Origin of the sequence: Archangium sp. Cb G35, from assembly GCF_001896145.1 — a bacterium.
Lineage (GTDB): Bacteria > Myxococcota > Myxococcia > Myxococcales > Myxococcaceae > Archangium > Archangium violaceum.
Window position 1 is genome coordinate 619,718 of record NZ_MPOI01000004.1, and the last position, 20,125, is coordinate 639,842.

A 20,125-nucleotide genomic window follows, 5' to 3' on the forward strand; every position below is an offset into this window, starting at 1 on the left:
CGGCTCAGGGCGCGGAGATCGTCGTCTCCACCGTGGGGCAGGACACCGGGCGGGACTGGAGCTGCTCCAGCGAACGCGGCACCTCCGCCTGCTTCTCCACGACGTCCATCAGCTCGCCGTTGAACGCGATGCGGTAACGCCCCGGCTGCTTCATCTCGTAGGCCTGCGAGAGATCGACCTGGGCGTCCACGGACGCGCCGGGCGCGAGCGTCACGTAGGCGTCCGCCGACGGATTGCCCCGCTTCACCATGCGCCCCAGGTAGTTCACCTCGGTGCCGTCGCGGGTCACCTCGAAGTCCTTGCCCATCAGGCCCTCGAGCGGCGTGCGCCACTTGAGCACGTGCAGCGGTTGCGCCGTGCGGTTGGTGAGCTGGAAGCGCAGCGGCACCGGCTCACCCGCGCGCACGCTGGCGGGCACGCTCACCACACAGTCCAGGGCCGCCGCCATCGCCGGATTCTCCTTCTGCGGCTCGGGAGCCGCCTGCGGAGCCGGGGCCGGTTGCTCCGGCGCGGGGGCCGGCTTCGGATCCACGTTCTCCTTGCGCGGCGCACACGCGCCCGCACTCAATGCCAGACAGCACAGCGCGACCCAACGGCCATATCCACGAGTCATGGGACGGATGCTCTCCTCCGGAAAAAAGAAAAACGGGAGCGTCGCCGCTCCCGTCTCTCTCGCTACCACACTTCGCGACTACACCCTGGGCTGATGACTACGGCAGCGAGGGGGTGTTCTCGGCGAAGTACTCGTGGTTGTCCGCGTTGTCCAGGGCGCGGGTGGCGCTGGAGGCCGCCAGACTCTTGGCGGCGCTCTGCCCGTAGGCGTGGTCATCCGTGGCGGCCACCACGTTGAAGTGGCTCATCTCGTGGACCAGCGTGCCGGCCTTGGAGTCCGTGCCCGTGGTGGGGGCGCTCCAGAAGGCGTTGCACACGTAGATCTTGTACGGCGAGGCCGGGTACACGTAGGCGTAGTAGCTGTCGTTGCAGCTGCAGTCCACCACGATGGCGGCGTTGGCCAGCGCGTTCTTGATGTTGGTGAAGTGGGTGCGCGCCGTGCCCACGTTGGTGCTCGAGTAAGCGCCGAACCAGGTGGTGTAGCGCGTGGTGCCCGAGGAGATGCCGTTGAGGTAGGTGGACGCGTTGTTCGCGTACGTGCGGGCGGAGGACAGCGCCGAGGAGATCGACGACTGCTCGGTGCTGGTGCAGGCGCCGGAGTACGACAGGCCCTGGGCGGAGACCGTGCCCTGCGCCTCGAGCTCGGGCTGGCCACGGCCCTCGATCCACAGGTTCACCAGGTTGGAGTCGAGCTGCGCCGCCTTGGTGATCACCGCGTGGTGCTGATCCAGCGAGGGCGCCGCGTACTGGACGGTGTAGGCGCCGGACTCGGACAGATCATACATGCCGGACACGGGGGCCAGGCCCGAGATGCTCTCGCCGGGGGCCAGGGTGACGTAGTCCTGGGCGGTGGGGGCCGCGCGCTTGATGTGCGGACCGATGTACTCCACGGGCTCGCCATTGCGCGTCACCTCGAACAGACCCTCCTTCAGGCGGCCGTCCGGGATGTAGAACTTGAGCAGCTGCACGGGGTGGGACGAGACGTTGGTGAGCGCGACCCGCACCGACACGTCCTCACGGGCGCTCAGCGTGGCCTTGCTCACGGACAGGCTCACCGCCACCTCGCCGGTGGCCTGCGCCGCCTGCTCCGAGGCCGTCTCGAGCTCCTCCGGCGCACCGCACGCGCCCAGCATGGACACTCCGACGATTCCCCCCACCAGCCACTTGAAACCGCGAACGCTCTTGCTCACGCAGTGACTCCTTTGACTGTCAGAATTGTCTGTCAGAACCGATAGCTCATGGCTAACCCGGTTAACGAGTTCTTATAACAGAATCAGGAATGTCGTCTATGTGAGACTATTCTCCGAAATATTTATTCACATGGATTCATTGCCATGCCAATGAATTGCTTTGCATATCAATAGTTGAGGCGCCTCAGGGCCGGGCGACCACGGCGAGAAGGATGTCGCGGGCCCGTCCGAGCACGGAGTCGACGTGCAGCCCCGCCTCGCGCACGAGCGCCAGCGTGTCCCGGTCCGGGTTGCACCCCACCGCCTTGCGCGTGTGGGGAGCCATGGATCGGGCGAGCCATGCCAGGGGCCGGTCCCGCGGGAGCACGTGCTCCAACAACAGCACCGCGCCACCGGGACGGCACACCCGGCGCATCTCACGCAACGCGGCGAGCGGCTCCGTGAAGGTGCAGACCGCGAACGTGGACGTCACCGTGTCGAAGCTCGCATCGGCGAAGGGCAGCGCCGTGACATCGCCTTCCCTGGCCTCGAATGGACGGCGCATCGCCTGGGCACGGCGCGAGGCCTCGTCGAGCATCGCGCGCGAGAAGTCCAGGCCCGTCACCCGGCACGCCTCGGGGTAGAAGGGGAGGTTCTTCCCCGTGCCAACGGCCACCTCGAGCACCTCTCCCCGGGCCTTCGCGAGCAGCTCACGCCGCCACCGGTTCAGGAAGAGACGGTCCGGCAACGAGGTCCACACATCGTATTTCTGGCCGAGATCGTCGTAGATCTCTCGAACATCCTGACTCACCGGGATCACCTCCACGGCGCAGTCTTCCACGCTTACTGCTCCACTTCCACGGGAGGCGGGGTGCCGAGCCGGCAATGGATGTTGTCGGGACAGCGGCCCTCGGAGCGGGGAATACAGGTGCCGCAGCAGTTCATCTCATCCGGCGCGCAGGGCGGGGAGCACGGGCCACAATCCACCGAGCCTCCACATCCATCGGAGATGACCCCGCACCGGGCGCGGGCCTTCAGACAGGTGAGGGGCACACAGCGGGGGCCGGCGTCCACCGGGTCCAGGCCCGCGTCCACCGTGCCCGCCCCCGCGTTCACGGGAGAGGGAGGCGGATCGGAGCGGGCCGACACACAGGAGAGAGCCAGGAAGCACGGCACCAACAACCACAGCAGCCGGGAGCGCCCGGCGGGTCGCGACGCGATCATGACGGGGGAGGTGAACACAAGCCCTCCCCCGTGGGTACGGGATTCGTCCCGGACTCAGGAGGCCGCGGCCGCGGCCGCGGCGCTCGCGTCGAGGATGGCGCTGAGCTGCTTGGACAGCTGGGAGAGCTGGTTGGCCGTCTGAAGCGTCTGCGCGGAGGTGGACTCGGCCTGACGCGCCGTCTGCGCCACCTCGAGGATGGCGGTGTTCACCTGCTCCACCGCCGTCGTCTGCTGCTGGGTGCTCAGCTCGATCTCCCGCGCCACGTCCAGGTTGGCGCGCACCAGCTCCGCGATGCGGCGGAAGTTGCCGGCCACCTCGCCGAACTGCTTCGCGCTGCTCTGCACCGCCTTGGAGCCATCCTCGGTGGCCATGATGGTGGTGTTGGAGGCGGCGCGGATCTCATCGATGAGCACGCGGATGTCCTTGGTGGCCCCACCCACGCGATCCGCCAGCTTGCGGATTTCATCGGCCACCACGGCGAACCGCTTGCCGTGCTCACCCGCCCCGGCGCTCTCGATGGTGGCGTTGATGGCGAGGATGTTCGTCTGCTCGGCCAGCTCGTTGATGATGTCCAGGATGCCGCCGATCTCCTGCGAGCGCTTGCCGAGCTCCAGCATGTGATTGACGATGGAGTCCACCTGGCGGCTCACCACGTCGATGGCCTCCTGGGCGCGCAGCACCGTGTCGTTGCCGGTGCGGGCGGCGCCGGCCGTGTCATCCGCCACGCGGGCCACCTGCTGGGCGCTGCCGGCGATCTGCCTCGAGGTGGACAGCAGCTCCTTGACGGTGGTGGAGATCTCCGTGGTGGCCGAGGCCTGCTCGCGCGCACCGCTGACCTGCTGCGAGGCCGCCGAGTGGAGATCGGCCGAGGACCCCTGCACCTGCGTGATGGCGGTGGACAGCCGGCGCTCCAGGCTCCTGCCGATGACCGCGGCGATCCCCATGCAGATGACCAGGAGCCCGATGCCGTCGATCCAATAGAACTTGTCGAGGCCCACCAGCTCCTCGATCTGCTTCGCATCCCGCGCCGCGAGCAGCTGCTCCTCGTGCTGGCGCAGATCCGAGAAGGCCGTGCGGAGGTTGCCCATCAGCCGCGCGCTCTCGCCGGCGTTGAGGCGGGCCAGGGCGACGTCGAGCCCCTGGGCGCGGCGCACCTCGATGTTGCCACGCACGCTGCTCAGCTTCTGATCGAGGGCGGACGTGAACGACTCCAGGAGCCGCAACCGCTCGGCGTCGCCGGCCACCAGCTGGAGCAGCCGCTCGAGCTCCTTGCTCAAGCTGCCCTGGGCCTGACGGTAGGCGTCGAGGGCGGCCTCGTTACCCGAGAGGATGTAGTCGCGGTGGCCCGCGTCCGCGTCCTTGGCGAGGGAGAAGACGCGCTCGATGTGGGCGAGCGACTCGTAGCTCTGCAGCACGAGCGCATTGGCGTCCATCACCGTCTGGTTGCCCTTGCGCGTCAGGACGATGAAGCTCCCAATCATCGCCGACATCAGGAGCAAACCCGCGAGGAACTGCCTCCCCACTGTCCATCTCGAAAACATCGTCTCGTCTCCTCGGCCGGGGAAGCGGAGGCCCCCACGGCAACGCGCCCCGAGTCTATGCCAATCGCGGGATTTCGGCGCGCCGGTTGGGAAAAAGAGAAGGACGGGGCCCGAGCCCGTGGACCAGGGGGTGTCCCCTACCCGCCGCGGCCCCCCTTTCGAGGAATCGCGAGTGAATCCGGGCACTTCGAGGGCAAGGGGGGGACCCTCCGGCCGCTTCCCGGCTCGGAGGCTGGTGAGCGCTCGGAGCGTGTCGATCTCTTCCACGCAGTGTCTCTCACGCGCGCCCGGACAGGTATCCTCCAGGTGAGTGAGGCCCGCCATGTCCCCCCTGCCCGAGAAGTTCACGCTGCGCCCGGTCTCACCGGAGCAAGTGACGACGGTGCTCGCGCCCTTTCTCGCACGGCTCAACCGCGAGCCCGAGCGGCACATCGGCTACTGCGACGACACGCCGGAGATGATGGTGGACACGCTGGGGCGGATGAGCCCGGTGCCGGTGGACACGTTCCGGCTGGCGTTCGAGGGCGAGCGGCTGGTGGGGGCGCTCGGCTTCGACACGGACGCGCGGCTCGGCAGGGCATGGCTATTCGGACCCCAGGTGGAGCACGAGGCATGGCACGCCGTGGCGGATGCGCTCTTCACGGCGGTGTGCCCGCTGCTCCCCGAGCACGTGCGGGAGCTGGAGCTGTACTACGACGTTCGCAACACACGCTGTCACGAGGCGGCGGTGCGCTGGGGCTTCACCTCGGCGGGGGATTCCTATGTCCTCCGTTTCGAGCGGGACGGCATGACGGGGGTGCCGCATGAGACGGCGGAGTCACTCACGCCGGCCCACCACGACGCGCTGAAGGTGCTCCATCATGAGCTGTGGCCCGTCTCCTGGCTGACGGGAGAGCAGTTGCTGGAGAAGCAGGACGAGAACCATCGGCTGCTGGTGCTCACGGAAGGGCCAGAGCTGCTCGGGTACGTCTTCGCGAAGGTGCAGCCGGAGTTTGGCGAGGGCTTCATCGAGCACGTCGCTGTAGCGGAGCGGGCGCGCGGCCGGGGCCTGGGGAGGAAACTGGTGGCGGCGGCGCTGCGGTGGATGTTCTCCTGGGACGAGGTGAAGGTGACGCACCTCGTCGCCCGAGCGGAGAATGAACCCGCGGTGCGGCTGTACCGTGGGCTCGGGTATCAGGTGCTCCACCCCATGCGCGCCGCCCGCCGTCCGATCGGGTAAGAAACCGCACTTGAGGAGGCTCGGATGCCGAAAACGATGACGCTGTCCCAGGTAATGAAGCAGCTCGAGGATCAGGGCGACGAAAAGGTGCGCCAGCGCTACGTGCGCGATGGCGCGGGCGACAACGTTTTCGGCGTGCTGCTCGGCAAGATCCGCGGCCTCGCGGAGTCGCTCGGGACGAACCACAGGCTCGGCCTGGAGCTGTGGGCGACGGAAAACCACGAGGCGCGCATCCTGGCGTGCATGCTGCTCGATCCCGCGGCGCTCACCGAGAAGGAGGCGCGCGCGCTCCTCGAGCCGCTCTCGAACCCGACCCTGGTCGACGAGCTCGTCGGACGCGTGCTCGTGCATGCGCCCATCGCCGAGGCGCTGCAGGTGCGATGGATGGACGGCAGCAAGGAGCTTCCCCGCCGCGCCGGGTGGAAGCTCCTCGCCGGACGCATCGCGCGTGGGCTCGCGAAGGACCTCGACGTCCGCGCGACGCTCGCGCGCATCGAGCGTGAGTTGCCGCCCGCCCCGTACCGGGTGAAGGAGGGCATCAACTTCTGTCTCGTCTGGATCGGTCTCCACCTGCCCGCCTACACCGCGGAGGCCATCGCGATCGGCGAGCGCCTCGGCCGGTGGGACCCGCGACCGATCCCGAAGGGCTGCACGTCGAGCTACGCGCCAGAGTGGATAGCGGCGTCGCTCGCGCTGCGTCGAGGCGAGAAGACCGAGGCACGAAAGGCGATGGAGGCGGGCGCGAAGCCGAAGACCGCGAAGCCGAAGGCCACTCCGGTCAGGAAGAAGAGCGCCGGGAAGAAGCCAGCTGCCTCGAAGCGGGCGCGCTGACATCGTGCGCCAGATTCCAGGCCCTTCTATTGGCGAGGAGTACGGGACTTGAACCCGTGGACGAGGGGTGCCCCCAACCCGCGATGGCACACACACCCTTCGAGGAATCGCGAGTGAATCCGGGCACTTCGAGTCCACGGGAGAATCCCCCGCAGTCCCACCTGTCCCTCCGAGTCCCCTCCAATGCTGGAGACATTTTGGAGACAGAACCAGGGGCGCACGGTGCTCCAGGGAGGCTCGTGGGAACACAACGGCAACGTGTGCCCTTGCCTGTAACGCGAAGCGGGCGCAGGTGGCCTCACCCTCGAGGTGGTGAAACGCTCGGACAAGGACAGGAGCTTCGTTCTCCAAGCCAGGCGCTGGATTGTTGAGCGCACCTCCAGTTGGCTCAACCAGGGCAGCAGTGTGCCCAAGCCCATTGCACCGGCGCGGCGCACGCCCTTGCTCGCTCCGGCAGCGGCCCTCCTCGACCCCTTTGCACCAGCCCGCGCCCTCAACTAGGCCCCCATTTCGCCTTTGCTCAAGATTCAGCCCTTATTTTTGTTCGGCGCTCTTAAGCCGGTCTATGGCAGGATTACTGCCGCAGTCCTGGGTTTGACTCCTGAAAAGGTGCCACCTCATGAAGACGCCTTTGTTCTCGACCTTTGTTGCCCTGCTCTCCCTCGTGCCGCACGTTTCCTACGCCGAGCAGTCCTCCGAGAACGACGCCAAGACCGGTGACACGGTGATCGTCCTGGACGCCCACTCGGTGAGGAGACTCACCACCCAGGCCCATTCGCGCGCCCAGAAACCAGGCGCATGTGACGACCTAAAGCGGCCCTTGGTCAAGCCTGGCTACTCCTGCACCTGCGCCAATGGCGACATCGCGAGCTGCGGCAACACGGTCAAAAGCTGCCTCACCGAGAGCCTGTGGACCGCCTGCGATCGCGCCGCGGATTGATTCTGCTGTAGCCGTGCTTCCCTCCTCCCCTCGCGGCGCGGTCTGACGCGCACGCGGGGGGAGTTCAGTGAGCCGGTCCAAGAAAGACGTGGGCATGGCTAGGAACAAGGGTCTGGCGTCCATGATGTAAGCTGAGTGGGGAGTGCGACCCTGGAGCACCTGGGCGCTTACCGCGCCCTCCTCCCTGATGCGGCGCAAACTCTGTTCAGATAGCGGCTTGCGACTCAACACCCCGCCCCTCGACCTGGCCCCCATACGAAGCGAGGGAGAGTACCTTGGAAGCTCCCGTTCCGGCGGCGCCCACCAGTATGATGCCTTGGCTGGATTTGCCAGCTAGGGCTGCGTTCTTCCCGAGGCACTCGTATGTCCTCCGATTTTCCCCATGCAATGCATGTCGAACTCATCCGGCGTGCGCTGTGGAGACCCCGAAGCCGTGCGGTCATCATGGTCGGCGCTGGCTTCAGCCGCAATGCGGACGCCATCAGCAGCACTGCCCCGCCCTTTCCCCTGTGGGGGCATTTCACGGAGCGCCTTCGGAAGGACCTCTATGGTGATCCGAAAGCGGAGGGCACTCCAGATGTGTTGCGGCTAGCGGAGGAGTACGAGCTGGCGGCCGGACGTACCGCGCTCGACGACCTCTTGCTTGAGCTGATTCCGGATGCTCAGTACCAGCCTGGCCCCCTTCATGACCTACTCTTAAGCCTTCCCTGGGCCGACATCTTCACCACGAACTACGACACGCTTCTGGAGCGCGCCCGGCTCAAGGTTCACGAGTTCAAATACGACCTCGTTCAAACCCCCTCCGACATTGCCCGGGCCGAGCGGCCGCGGATCATCAAACTCCATGGCAGCTTCCCGTCCCACCGGCCGTTCATCTTCACGGCGGAGGACTACCGCACCTACCCGACGCGCTTCGCGCCCTTCGTCAACATGGTGCAGCAGGCCATCATGGAGAACGTCTTCTGTATGATTGGCTTCTCCGGGAACGATCCCAACTTCTTGCAATGGACGGGATGGGTTCGAGACCACCTCGGCACGTCCGCGCCCAAGATCTACCTGTGCGATGTCCTCGACCTGACCCCGGCCAAGGAGCGATTGTACCAGAGCTTGAGAGTGATTCCAGTCGACCTGGGCCCGCTGGTCCCCGCGACAAGGTGGACCACCTCCATGCGCTACCGCAAGGCTCTGGAATGGCTCCTGCTCAGCCTGTGGAATGGAAGACCGCTGGACATGAGCAAGTGGCCGACACCGCCAAAGCCCGTGGCTTCCTCCTACCGGGAATACGCAGAGCCTCCGGCCCTGCTCAAGCCGCCCGAGATGCCTCGCCTTGTGCCGCCCCCCAGTCCACCACCCCTTGGCCACAAGCTCACTCAGGATGCCCTCCGGCAACTGGTCGAGAGCTGGCGCAGCGAACGCCTCGCCTATCCGGGCTGGATCGTCACGCCAGAATTCAATCGCCAGAAGCTGTACAGCGAGACTGACGAATGGCTCGATCAGCAGCTCTCCATTACACTGGGGGAATTGCCACTCACCGAGCAGGCGGAGACGCTCTACGAGTTCCTCTGGAGGGTTCGCCGCGCCCTCGTCCCGCTGACACCCTGGCTTGCGAAGGACTTAAGCCGGCTGCTGGAGCGGCTGAACCCAAAGCCCGAGCTCATCGACCTGCAGGGCGTGGCCAGCAAACCGGAGACGCCGCAGGGCGGCAATGCCGACAAGCTGACCGAGATTTGGGTTGAGTTCGCGTTCGCGCTTCTCAACGACGCTTGGCAGGACCAGATTGAGGATCAGTATGCGCTATGGCTGAAGCGACTCGAGCAGGTGGTGAAGCTCCACCCCCTCTGGCTAGCACGCTGGTACTACGCACAGTGTTGGCACCATCTCCTGCGGCTCGATGAGAAGTCGGTGCGCGCAGTGCTCAAGAGGTGGCCAGAGAACTGGGGGCTGCCCTTCTGGGAGGCCAAGCGAGCCTCAGTCCTCGCGGAGTTGGGCGATGCCGAAGCTGCGCTCCGCCATGCGGATACCGCGCTGGAGCGCGTCAGACAGGGTATGAGCAGCGCCTCCGCCGATCTCGTGATCCGCTCCGAAGAGGGATGGCTCATCGAGCTGGTCCGCATGATTGAGCTGGCGAAGAAATGGCCAAGCATGGACCACCATGAGGACCCCCAGGCACGGTTTCGGCATCGGCCTTCGTCACAATGCGACCCCCGTGAGGACCTCCGGCTTCGTGAAAGAGCCCTCCAACAGGCACCAGCGAAAGCCAGGGAGTCCAAAACCTACGACTTCGATCCAGGCTCGGAATCGACTACTTATCATTTCTCGGCGGGCGATAGCATGGACGAATGGATCCTCGTCCAGTCGCTCCATGATGGCGCTTGTCCGGTTCGCTGTGGTTACGTCGTGTTTGCGGCGCCCAAGAGTATGGCAGAAGCAATCCGTCGCCTTTGGCAACACCGGCCTCGTCTCGCCCTCGCCCTCGCCCTCCGTGCCAGATCATTGGATGAATTGAAGAAGCTACTCGGGCGTGTGGACGTGTCCACGATGGACCCTGCAACTGCCCGTTCAATTTATGAATGGCTCTCAAGAGCATTCCTCGATGCCATGGAGACCCACTCTCCGGTCTTGGTAAACGACGGTGACGTCGAAGGGCTTCGCTGGCAGTTGCTGAACGGCTGCCCGCTCATCCTATCCAGGCTGACCCTCCACCTCACCCCAGAACAGCTGGCGCAGACGTTCAACATCGCAATGAAAATGTACCGGTACGAACCATTCCAGCACCATCCTTCGAACCAGGAGCTGGTTGGGCAGATGTTCAAACGCGTGTTGTTCGCGGCCTCCATTGACCAAGTCTACGCGTGGCTTCCGAGGCTGCTGGGACTACCGCTCAAGGCAGAGCTGTTCTCAGGTAAGTCTGAGCCCTCCCGATGGACAGAACCGCTCGGCTCCATCCCCTGGCAGGCGGATTGGCGCCGCCCAACCGAGAGCGAGCGAGCATCCTGGGCCGAGCCGGTCCAGCGCTTGATCCGCATCCTGCAAGAGGGAACTCCAGAACTCAGGGCGGACGCATCCGTCCGAGTGGCAATTCTCTCTCAAATGGGAGGGATCGCCGACGAGCATAGAAGAAGTTTCGTAGACGCGCTCTGGAGTCAGAACGATGGCAATGGGCTCCCATCTCATGTCGGTTTCATTCCGTCATTTCTTGTCGCGCTCCAAGATGAGCGCTCGCCGGGGGAAAACCGGACGGCGGTGACTCGATACCTGCTAACGCTGGAGCCTACCAATATCACGGATTACCTCAATGAGTTTGCCAATGGCATGGTGTATCCGTGGCACACCGACGAGGAGCGTAGGACCCGGATTGAATGGAGCCCCAGCGAGGCCGAGACGCTGCTCCGCAAGGTCTTGGACTGGTGGGCCAGAAAGCCTCCGAACTTCACCAGGAGAATCGTCCCGAGGCTCACCCGGCACCTCTGCATCGTGATCATCCCCCATCTGGGTGAACGTGCCGAAGCCCATAAAGAGTCAGTATTCAAGCTTGTCAGTGACATTGAGGGTCTGGGTGACTCCACGATTCTGGCTCAGCCAGCCCTGATGATTCTCGACCCAAGCCGAGACGCGAACACTGCGCGACTCATTCAGCGCGCCATTCATGGCGCACGGAAGTCTGTTGTCAAACACGGGCTCGTGGCGCTCATCGACTGGTTCGGGCTGGCTCGGACCCGGGGCGTCCCCCCTCCCCCTCTCTACCTCCTGGATGAATGGGTGGAGGGCTTCGTGGCTCGTCGCCAGCCGGGCCTGCTGGATGCTCTCCTCCTCCTCGTTCTTTTCGTGCGGCGGTTCGGTGACCAGCTTCAGGAACACCACCTCCAGAAACTCCACGAAGGCCTTGAGTTCCTCCTGCGCGAGACCCATCCGACCGGAGCGGGCGGCACAGACGATGAGCTTCCGCTCATCGCCGAAGAGCGAATCGCCCTGCGTGAGCATGCCTCACATCTCGCGGCCCGGCTCGCGGCCGAGCACCAGCGCAGGGGCAGTGGCATTCCCCCAGTCCTTGATGAGTGGCGCAAGGTGGGCTCCACGGATCCCCTTCCCGAAGTCCGGCAGGCGTGGGCTCCCACCTCGGAGCCGAAACTGGAGTGAGAAGCCATGCCGGAGTTCCCTCAAGCGGGGACGGAGGCGAGCCCACAGATCCCGAAGGGCTGCACGTCGAGCTACGCGCCAGAGTGGATAGCGGCGTCGCTCGCGCTGCGTCGAGGCGAGAAGACCGAGGCACGAAAGGCGATGGAGGCGGGCGCGAAGGCGAAGGCCGCTCCGGTCAGGAAGAAGAGCGCCGGGAAGAAGCCAGCTGCCTCGAAGCGGGCGCGCTGACATCGTGCGCCAGATTCCAGGCCCTTCTATTGGCGAGGAGTACGGGACTTGAACCCGTGGACGAGGGGTGCCCCAAACCCGCGTCTGGGCACTTCGAGTCCACGGAGTGCGAGGTCCCTCGGATGGGGGATGCCGCCGGCGGTGGGGCCGTCCAGAATCCGGCTTCCACTCAGAGGGCGACATCATGAGCAGCTCGAATCGAAAGACCGTCAGCTTCGGGGTTCCTTGGGAAAAGGCGTATGGCTACGTGCAGGCCGTACGCGTGAACAACACCATCTACGTCTCCGGCCAGCTTTCGCACACCCCGCAGGGCGAGCTCGTCGCTCCGGCAGCGCTGGGCGCGAACGGTAAGCCCGCGGACTTCTCGACCATGGAAGCGCAGATGAAGCGCACCTACGAGAATGCCGAGGTGCTGCTGGCCGAACTGGGCGCGACCATGGCGGACGTGGTGGAAGAAACGCTGTTCGTGCTCGACATTCCGTCTGCCTTCGCAGCCAGTTCGAAGGTGCGGCCGCTGGTCTACAAGCAAGCGGTGCCGCAGGTTGCCAGCAATCTGATCGGCGTGGCTGCCTTGGCCTTCCCCGAGCAGCTGATCGAGATTGCATTCAGGGCGGAAGTCCAGGGCTGAGCCCGGCCGCGCGCTCGCATCGGCGAGCCGTTGCCGGCTACGCCGAAGCGCCCAGCGACGCCTGTGCCAGTCAGCACGGCGCGAGCGCGGCACCCAGGTGTGAGGGTCTTCACTCGCCTGGAGCGAGTTGGATCACAGTGCGGTCCGGGCACTCGTGGCACAACACTGACCATGCAGGGCGATGAGCCCTGGCTTGTCAATCAGTGACACCACGAGGAGGGGAACATGGACGCTACGACCGCTCGTCAGTTCTACCAGGATTACGTGGACACCATCTACCACGAGAGGAAGGTCGAGGAGCTCGGGCGCTTCTTCGCCGAGTCCCTCGTGCCGCACCCGGCCCTCCCCGCCGGGCTCGAGCCCGGTCTGAAGGGGATGAAGGTCGTCGCCGCGTCCTGGATGCAGGCCTTCACGTCGATGCGCTTCACCGTCGACAGCTTCGTCTTCCAGAACGACATCATCGCGCCGCGCCTCACCATCAGCGCCGTGCACTCCGGGGACTTCATGGGCCTCCGGGCCTCCGGGCAGCGGGTCAACTTCATCGCCCATCCCCACTACCGGCTCGAGCACCACAAGATCGCCGAGTTCTGGGATCTGCCCGACGTCATGACGCTGCTGCAGCAGATCGGCGTGATGCCCGCGCCTTCGCAGTCCCCCAACAACCGTCTGGAGACCGTCGCGGACAGGTGCGAGCCTTCGCTCCGCGCGGCGTAGCTCGAGCTCATGGGGCCGCCGCCGGGCGGCGGCCTCGTGAACGGCGGCCTGAGCAGGTCTCCACCGTCGCCGGACCGTAGATGGCGATCACGTGCGGAATGGCCGCGAGGTCGCCAAGCCGCGTGGGGTCGATGGTCCCTTCCCCGGTGTAACCTGCTACAGCCGGGTTGGGGTAAAGACTTGAGAAGCGCACTCCGACCGCGGCCAGGTCGGATACACTCTCAGTGAAACCAACGCGGATATAGAAGCGCTCTGGAATACAATCACTTTCTATGAGTGCCTCCGCACCCAGCTCCTGCGCCTGAATCCGTCTTGCTCTATCGGTAACCAGCCAGTACATCCTGAGTGCGGCATGTTGGCGGAACTTGCTGAGGACCTCTCTATTCATTCTAGGCCCCATCCGTTTCGCAGCCGCAGCAAGCTGCTCCGGTGATTGACAATCGGTCCTTCTGGGCACCTCCGGTCTGGAGGGAGCACCATGGCGGCACGCCACCAACAAACATACAAATGCAATCAGCACCCGCGCGTTCATGTCTTATTGCCTTGGAAGATATCGCGCTTCAGCATCAATGCTCCACCAGAGAGCAAGACTCGCGCACAGCCATGAATTAGTGGATTCCGCATCACGCCCCTCCCCTCCTCCAGGCCCGGACCCCCCGGCGCGCTCCCATTCGCAGGCCCGCGATGATCAACCCGGTCCCCAGGAGGATCACCGTGAAACCCGGCAGCCGCTCCAGGCCGCTGAGGTAACCCAGGAGGCAGGACACGCCGACCACCCCCAAGCCCACGGCCGCCATCACCCCGCCGACACCAGGCTCCACAGGACCGAGCGCAGGGTGCCTCCAGACAAGTGTGTCATGAGGTCTCGCGCCCTGTGCCACGGTCCCGTGCACGGCTGGCGGGCTCCGTGAACTCGAACTCGTCACGGCGCTCCGCCCATTCGAGGATCGCATCGAGCACCGGGCAGAGCGCCTGCCCCCAGTCGGTCAGCCGGTAGTCGACCCTCGGTGGTACCTCCTGATGATCGGTACGCTTCACGATGCCATCCTCTTCGAGCCGGCGAAGTTGCTGCGTGAGCATCTTCTGCGTGATGCCGGGAATCAGTCGCTGGAGTTCTGAGAAGCGCCGCACCTGGCCGCCGAAGAGGTGAAACAGAATCAGGAGCTTCCAACGTCCTTCCAGCAGCTTGAACGCGGCCTCCACATCGATGGCGGCGGTGACGGGGGTGTATTGCTTTCGATCGGGCATGGGGCAGTTACTTTTTTGTGCGTACTTGATGTCTGGTAACCGCATCGACATTGTCAGTTCCGCGCGGGACCACGCAAGGAGCGCCGCATGAGCTGCGAGCAGGCAGGCAATCAGATGACTTCCCGGGGAGAGCGAAAATGAGCACCACACGTGAGTTGGAGGGGCGCCGCGCCCTCGTCACCGGCGGCACCAAGGGCGTGGGCAAGGCGGTGGTCTCCCTCCTTCTGGAAGCAGGCGCGCGTGTCCTGACCACGGCGCGCGCTCGCCCCGAGCACCACGGGCGAGAGGAATTCGTCGAGGCCGACATCACGACGGCCGAGGGGTGCAATACCCTCGTGGAGGCGGTGCGCACACGGCTCGGTGGCATCGACCTCATCGTTCATGTCGTGGGAGGGTCGTCCGCGCAGGCAGGTGGCTTCGCCGCACTCGATGATGAGGAGTGGGCCCGGGAGCTGAACCTGAACCTGTTTCCGGCGGTGCGCATCGATCGCGCGCTGTTGCCCTCGATGATCGCGCAACGCTCGGGGGTGATCGTGCACGTCACGTCCATCCAGAGCCGGCTCCCCCTGCCAGAGGCGACGATGGCCTATGCCGCCGCCAAGGCCGCGCTGTCCAATTACAGCAAGGCGTTGTCGAAGGAAGTCAGCCCGAAGGGCGTGCGAGTCGTCCGCGTGTCGCCGGGGTGGATCGAGACCGAGGCCGCCACCGCCCTGGTCGAGCGGGTCTCCAGCGAGGCGGGCACGGACCTGGACGGTGGCCGGAAGCTCATCATGGAATCGCTGGGGGGCATCCCGCTCGGCCGGCCGTGCTCGCCACGAGAAGTCGCGGAGCTGATTGGCTTCCTCGTGTCACCCCGGGCCAGCGCGATCACCGGAACCGAGTACGTCATCGACGGAGGAACGATACCCGTGGTGTGAGGGGGGCTTCCCGCGGAGCCGCTCAACCCTGGAGGCAGGGCGGTTCAGGCGGACGGCGCGCGCCCCACGTGGGAGTAGTCCGGCAGGGTGATGCCCTTGTCGGAGGTGGAGACCAGACGGCCCAACAGCCGGCTGATCACGGGCCGGGTGGCGACGCGCAGCAGCGCATGCTCGATGGCGATGCCCGCCCGGGTCTTCGGGTTGGCGAGCCGCGGGATGCCTCCGCGAAGGCGCGTTGCACGGAGGCCGCGGCCGGCACGACGAGCACCCTGCGCCGGTCGGCGTCATGACGCTCCCGGGAGACATGTCCCGCCCGCTCCAGCCGATCGACGATCTGGGTGCTCGCGGCGGTGGTTACCCCGAGGCGCGTGGCCAGGACGCCGGGCGTCAGCGGCCCATGGGTCATCAGCTGCTCCATCGCCGCCAGGTCCGTGGCGTTCACCTCCAGGAGTTCGCCGAGCTTCCTCTCGATCTGCCGCGTGAGAATGGAGATCTCCTGCAGCCGCTGGCCGATCGGGTCCTCCGCGACGCGCGCGGCACTGCCCGACAGCCCTCCCCGGGATGAGCCCTCTCTCGTCATGGTGGACCACCGCGGCTCGCTTGCCAGCCAGTCGCTAAATGGATTGATGATCAAGTTCGTGAATGATGTGCGGGGAGGCGGACGCGCAAGGGGCTCCCTGCGCCCGCGTGCGACATACGTGCAACACGGATGGAGGAAGCTGCCAACCACCCGTAAGCACGGCTCGAGCGCGGCACTCCGATGTGAGGGTCCTCACTCGCTTGGAGCGAGTTGGATCACAGTGCGGTCCGGCTATTGGTGGCACAACACTGACCATGCAGGGCGATGAGCCCTGGCTTGTCAGACCAGTGACACCACGAGGAGGGGGACATGGACGCTACGACCGCTCGTCAGTTCTACCAGGATTACGTGGACACCATCTACCACGAGAGGAAGGTCGAGGAGCTCGGGCGCTTCTTCGCCGAGTCCCTCGTGCCGCACCCGGCCCTCCCCGCCGGGCTCGAGCCCGGTCTGAAGGGGATGAAGGTCGTCGTCGCCTCCTGGATGCAGGCCTTCACGTCGATTCGCTTCACCATCGACAGCTTCGTCTTCCAGAACGACATCATCGCGCCGCGCCTCACCATCAGTGCCGTGCACTCCGGAGACTTCATGGGCATCCAAGCCTCCGGGCAGAGGGTCAACCTCATCGTCCATCCCCACTACCGGATCGAGAACCACAAGATCGCCGAGTTCTGGGATCTGCCCGACATGCTGACGCTGCTGCAACAGATCGGCCCTTCGCGGTCCCACAACAACAGTCTGGAGACCGTAGCGGACAGGTGGGAGCCTTCGCTCCGCGCGGCGTAGCTCGAGCTCATGGGGCCGCCGCCAGGCGGCGGCCTCGTGAACGGCGGCCTGAGATGCCGCGGTGCGGTGGGGTTCTGCGCAGTGCGTCGCGCACCCGGAGAGTGCGTAGCATCCTGCGCGGTGCTCCGTGCGTGCTGTACCTGCGACTGCATTGACAACATGCGCACAGGTAGGCGCGAAATGCGCCCCTCGCGCGAGACACGAGAGCTGTCCGCGGCTTCAGGACCTTGAACACCATGACGACCCCTTCCCCCATCGCCCACGCTCCGAACGCGGAGTTCCTTCCGCAGGCCGAGGCCGCCAATGGCGCCACGCACTCCGCTGTCCCCACCGGACGCGTGTCGAAGCACCCGCTGGAGCTCGTCTATCCCGGCAGTGGCCACGTCAGCGCCAAGCAGGCCTTCCTCGTGTGGCTGGCGTACCCCGGGGCCCGGCTAACGGACCTGGGGACGGTGGTCCAGGGCGAGCGCGGCCAGCGGCTGCTGGCCCTGCGCTACATCATCGCCAATGGGGCCATCTGGCAGACCCGCTTCGTGTGGAAGCCGGCGCTCCAGGCCCTCTCGGGCGGGGAGACGGCCGCCGCCGCCGCCGTGGAGGCCCTGCTCGCGGACATCGCCCGGCTGAAGGCCGAGCTGTCGGTGGACCCGAGGGCGCACCACGCGTGGGCCCGCGGCTTCGTGTCTCCCGAGGCCGGGCGGCGCCTGGGCGAGTACCTGGCGGAGGCGGAGACGCTGCGCTTCCTGGTGCTGATGCACGTGGACGAGGAGCTGCGGAAGCACCTCTTCGGGCTGGTGCGCGCGCGGGCGGAGGAGCTGCTGAACACCGCGCCCGCGGCCCTGGATCTGCTCTATCTGGCCACCACGGACCTGTACGCCTTCCCCGCGACCACCGTGAGCGCCGGGGCGCTGAAGTACATCATCGTCGTGGACAAGGGGGAGATGGGGGTCCGGGCGGTCCGCGAGTGCATCGCGCTCGGGATGACGCCCGTGGTCTGCCACAGCCTGCAGGACGATGCGGACGCGCTGCAGGTCCGGCTCGCACGCGCGCACGGTGGCTTCACCGTGGGCCTGCAGGGGACGTTCCGCGAGACGTACGCCAACTACGTCCAGATTACGGACAAGGTCACCTGCGCCTTCCAGGAGCGCTTCGGGAAGACCTGGGAGCGGGAGCTGGCCCGGGCCGCCGTCTACCCGGGCTACGGGCCGCTCGCCGAGAACGCCTCCGCCATCCGCCACTTCCGCCAGAACGGCCTCATCTTCATCGGCCCCATGCAGGACGTGGTGGAGCGCGCGGGTGACAAGCGGACCTTCCGCTCCATGGTGCAGCAGCTCGACCCCCGCGCGGTGACGCCGGGCATCACCCTGGAGGCGAGCGACGCGAAGGTCATCCACGAGCGCATCGAGGAGGCGTTCCGCAACGGCGTCTTCAGCTTCCCGGGCCGGCTCAAGGCCGCCAACGGCGGCGGTGGCCGCGGCCAGGCCGTCTGCCAGAGCATCGAGGCCCTGCCTGCGGCCATCACCAAGGTGCTGGGGGAAATCCAGGCGAACGGCTGGGATGCGGGCGTGATGTTCGAACAGAACATCCCGGAGACCATCCACCTGGAAGTGCAGGTGCTCCGGGACCGCTACGGGAACACCCGCCACTTCGGGATGCGGGACTGCAGCGAGCAGCGGGCGAGCCAGAAGATTCAGGAGGAGGCCCCTCCGGCCCTGCTGCGGGCCTCGCCGGAGTTGCAGGAGCGTGTGCAGCAGCTCGCGGTGCGCTTCGCGGACGAGGTGGGCTACGTGGGCGCCGGCACCATCGAGCTCATGTACAAGGCGGGGCGGTACTACTTCCTGGAGATGAACACGCGCATCCAGGTGGAGCACCCCGTCACCGAGGAGGTGCACGCCATCCGCCGCGGCGAGGAGCTCGAGCCGCTCAACCTGGTGCAGTGGCAGATGCGGATTGCCAACGGCGAGCCCATCGACTTCGAGCAGGGCCAGCTCGTGTGCACCCACGTGGGGCGCGAGTTCCGCATCAACGCCGAGAGCTGGATGCCGAACCTGAAGGACAGCCGCGACGGTGGGGTGGGCCTGTTCGTCCCCAACGCGGGCAAGTTCGACCGCATCGAGATTCCCGCCACGGACGTCATCCTCGCGAAGCTGAAGGAGGCGGGGACGACGGGGATCCAGGACCTGAAGATCCGGTTCGACTGTGGCTTCGAGCCCGGGGACACCCTGGTCAACAAGGACCCGACGTTCGGCAAGCTCATCATCTCGGTGGCCGCGGAGGAGAACGCCTACGAGCTGCTCCGCCTGGTCTGCATCGAGGTCCTCGCGCAGATGCGCATCGAGGGCCGGCAGGTGCGCCCGGACGGCGTCGCGCTGGAGGGCAAGCCCTTCCTGACCAACATCGGGGACCACGTGCGCATCCTCGAGATGCCGCTCATGAAGCAGCACATGCACGGCACCGCCCCCGAGCGCCACGTCAACTGGGTGGTGGCGGCACTTCGCGCGGCCAGATAGTCCGGCTAGAAGCTTCCCACCATGCCAATACAGCTCGAACGGCTGAATCGCCTGACGTTGCTCCTTCTCCTGCTGTCCCCAGTGGTATTCGCGAGTGGGCCCGAGCTCCGCCTGGAGGCTGACACCCGCCTGGGGAAGCTGCGGATCAAGGACCTGGCTCTAGACGAAGAAGAAGGCCTTGGAGGGGTCCGGGTGGTTCTCTTGAATGGAGAGGAGATCCATCGGAGAGAGTATACGCATCTCGAAATCATCAAGGTCCTTCCTGTGAAGGATGACGAAGTCGTGCTGCTCAGTGAAAATCCCGGTGGCTCTGGCACCAACGACTCGCATTTCTTCATACAGCTGCGCAAGGGGGCTGCTCCCGTTGTATCCAAGACCTTCGACTCTCAGAAAGGCGAGGTCTCGACGAAGCAGAATGGGGACTCGATTGAGGTCGACCTTGGCTATCACGAGGGCAAGCGCCAGATCCTTGTCTATCAGAACGGGAAGCAGACCATCCGCGAGCTCACCCTAAAGGGGAAGCAGGCCGCGGATGAAGACGACTGCAAGCGTTTGTATGAAAACGTTTATGAGGCGTTCGTTCGGGAGGGTCATTGCGACTCCGCGCCCGAAGACGTCCGCGGCATGTCCACGGTGCGCGTCTATAATGAGTTGAGGCATGACCCCCGTCTGGATCTGAAGTCCTTGAACGGCCTCGCCCGGCGGTCTTGTGAAGAAGGCAAGGCAATGAAGTACCCGGAATTCAGAAAGAAGATCTGTGGCGGCTGATGGGCCGTCATCGGCGGGGGGATGGGTGGGCGCCTCCCGGTGAACCCAGAGTGAAGGCTTCCCGTCTGGCTTCAC

19 protein-coding genes are annotated in these 20,125 nt (G+C 65.7%); 11 read left to right on the plus strand and 8 right to left on the minus strand.

Annotation, left to right across the window (positions count from 1 at the left end; translation table 11 throughout):
* Positions 1 to 4: 4 nt before the first annotated feature.
* The 5 genes from BO221_RS15985 to BO221_RS16005 all read right to left on the minus strand — a co-directional run bounded on the left by BO221_RS15985 (position 5) and on the right by BO221_RS16005 (position 4,547).
* Complete coding sequence (locus BO221_RS15985) at positions 5 to 613, minus strand: protease (protein WP_073561295.1); 609 nt, start codon at positions 611 to 613, stop codon at positions 5 to 7.
* 97 nt (positions 614 to 710) lie between these two features.
* Positions 711 to 1,802 carry a M35 family metallo-endopeptidase gene (locus BO221_RS15990; RefSeq protein WP_073561296.1) on the minus strand — a complete coding sequence of 364 codons (1,092 nt, stop codon included), beginning with the start codon at positions 1,800 to 1,802 and terminating at the stop codon, positions 711 to 713.
* A gap of 184 nt (positions 1,803 to 1,986) precedes the next feature.
* Complete coding sequence (locus BO221_RS15995; protein WP_158079853.1) at positions 1,987 to 2,592, minus strand: class I SAM-dependent methyltransferase; 606 nt, start codon at positions 2,590 to 2,592, stop codon at positions 1,987 to 1,989.
* 32 nt (positions 2,593 to 2,624) lie between these two features.
* Positions 2,625 to 3,005: a hypothetical protein gene (locus BO221_RS16000; RefSeq protein WP_143195475.1), complete on the minus strand. Its 381-nt coding sequence runs from the start codon at positions 3,003 to 3,005 to the stop codon at positions 2,625 to 2,627.
* 54 nt (positions 3,006 to 3,059) lie between these two features.
* Positions 3,060 to 4,547, minus strand: coding sequence for a methyl-accepting chemotaxis protein (locus tag BO221_RS16005; protein ID WP_073561298.1), 1,488 nt, complete (start codon positions 4,545 to 4,547; stop codon positions 3,060 to 3,062).
* Positions 4,548 to 4,869: 322 nt separating this feature from the next.
* Between BO221_RS16005 and BO221_RS16010 the strand changes: the two genes are divergently transcribed.
* The 7 genes from BO221_RS16010 (at position 4,870) to BO221_RS16040 (ending at position 13,244) form a co-directional block, all read left to right on the plus strand.
* A complete protein-coding gene (locus tag BO221_RS16010) occupies positions 4,870 to 5,766 on the plus strand; it encodes a GNAT family N-acetyltransferase (protein WP_073561299.1) in 897 nt (298 codons plus the stop codon).
* Between the two features lie 24 nt (positions 5,767 to 5,790).
* The gene (locus tag BO221_RS16015) at positions 5,791 to 6,597 is read left to right on the plus strand and encodes a DNA alkylation repair protein (protein ID WP_073561300.1); all 807 of its coding nucleotides are present in this window, start codon (positions 5,791 to 5,793) and stop codon (positions 6,595 to 6,597) included.
* A gap of 619 nt (positions 6,598 to 7,216) precedes the next feature.
* Positions 7,217 to 7,537, plus strand: a complete 321-nt coding sequence (locus tag BO221_RS16020) for a hypothetical protein (protein WP_073561301.1) — start codon at positions 7,217 to 7,219, stop codon at positions 7,535 to 7,537.
* A 363-nt stretch (positions 7,538 to 7,900) separates the two neighbouring features.
* A complete protein-coding gene (locus tag BO221_RS16025; RefSeq protein ID WP_083681069.1) occupies positions 7,901 to 11,674 on the plus strand; it encodes an SIR2 family protein in 3,774 nt (1,257 codons plus the stop codon).
* A gap of 6 nt (positions 11,675 to 11,680) precedes the next feature.
* On the plus strand, positions 11,681 to 11,902 hold the full coding sequence (locus BO221_RS16030) for a hypothetical protein (protein WP_073561303.1): 222 nt from the start codon (positions 11,681 to 11,683) through the stop codon (positions 11,900 to 11,902).
* A gap of 184 nt (positions 11,903 to 12,086) precedes the next feature.
* Positions 12,087 to 12,530 carry a RidA family protein gene (locus BO221_RS16035; protein ID WP_073561304.1) on the plus strand — a complete coding sequence of 148 codons (444 nt, stop codon included), beginning with the start codon at positions 12,087 to 12,089 and terminating at the stop codon, positions 12,528 to 12,530.
* 225 nt (positions 12,531 to 12,755) lie between these two features.
* Entirely contained in the window at positions 12,756 to 13,244 is a 489-nt protein-coding gene (locus BO221_RS16040; RefSeq protein ID WP_073561305.1) for an ester cyclase, read from the plus strand.
* A 7-nt stretch (positions 13,245 to 13,251) separates the two neighbouring features.
* On the opposite strand, the gene BO221_RS53750 is transcribed toward BO221_RS16040, so the two are convergent.
* On the minus strand, positions 13,252 to 13,632 hold the full coding sequence (locus BO221_RS53750) for a hypothetical protein (RefSeq protein WP_143195476.1): 381 nt from the start codon (positions 13,630 to 13,632) through the stop codon (positions 13,252 to 13,254).
* A gap of 467 nt (positions 13,633 to 14,099) precedes the next feature.
* Entirely contained in the window at positions 14,100 to 14,492 is a 393-nt protein-coding gene (locus BO221_RS16050; RefSeq protein WP_073561307.1) for a helix-turn-helix domain-containing protein, read from the minus strand.
* 137 nt (positions 14,493 to 14,629) lie between these two features.
* On the opposite strand from BO221_RS16050, the gene BO221_RS16055 reads away from it, so the two are divergent.
* The gene (locus BO221_RS16055; protein ID WP_073561308.1) at positions 14,630 to 15,409 is read left to right on the plus strand and encodes an SDR family oxidoreductase; all 780 of its coding nucleotides are present in this window, start codon (positions 14,630 to 14,632) and stop codon (positions 15,407 to 15,409) included.
* Between the two features lie 136 nt (positions 15,410 to 15,545).
* Here the strand turns inward: BO221_RS16055 and BO221_RS16065 are convergent, their stop codons facing one another.
* Positions 15,546 to 15,989, minus strand: a complete 444-nt coding sequence (locus BO221_RS16065) for a MarR family transcriptional regulator (protein WP_233166030.1) — start codon at positions 15,987 to 15,989, stop codon at positions 15,546 to 15,548.
* A 309-nt stretch (positions 15,990 to 16,298) separates the two neighbouring features.
* Here BO221_RS16065 and BO221_RS16070 point away from each other — a divergent pair, with 309 nt between their 5' ends.
* From BO221_RS16070 to BO221_RS16080, 3 genes are all read left to right on the plus strand, one after another.
* The gene (locus BO221_RS16070) at positions 16,299 to 16,775 is read left to right on the plus strand and encodes an ester cyclase (protein WP_073561309.1); all 477 of its coding nucleotides are present in this window, start codon (positions 16,299 to 16,301) and stop codon (positions 16,773 to 16,775) included.
* 236 nt (positions 16,776 to 17,011) lie between these two features.
* A complete protein-coding gene (locus BO221_RS16075; protein WP_083681070.1) occupies positions 17,012 to 19,282 on the plus strand; it encodes a biotin carboxylase N-terminal domain-containing protein in 2,271 nt (756 codons plus the stop codon).
* 21 nt (positions 19,283 to 19,303) lie between these two features.
* The gene (locus tag BO221_RS16080) at positions 19,304 to 20,050 is read left to right on the plus strand and encodes a hypothetical protein (protein ID WP_073561310.1); all 747 of its coding nucleotides are present in this window, start codon (positions 19,304 to 19,306) and stop codon (positions 20,048 to 20,050) included.
* Positions 20,051 to 20,125: the final 75 nt, after the last annotated feature.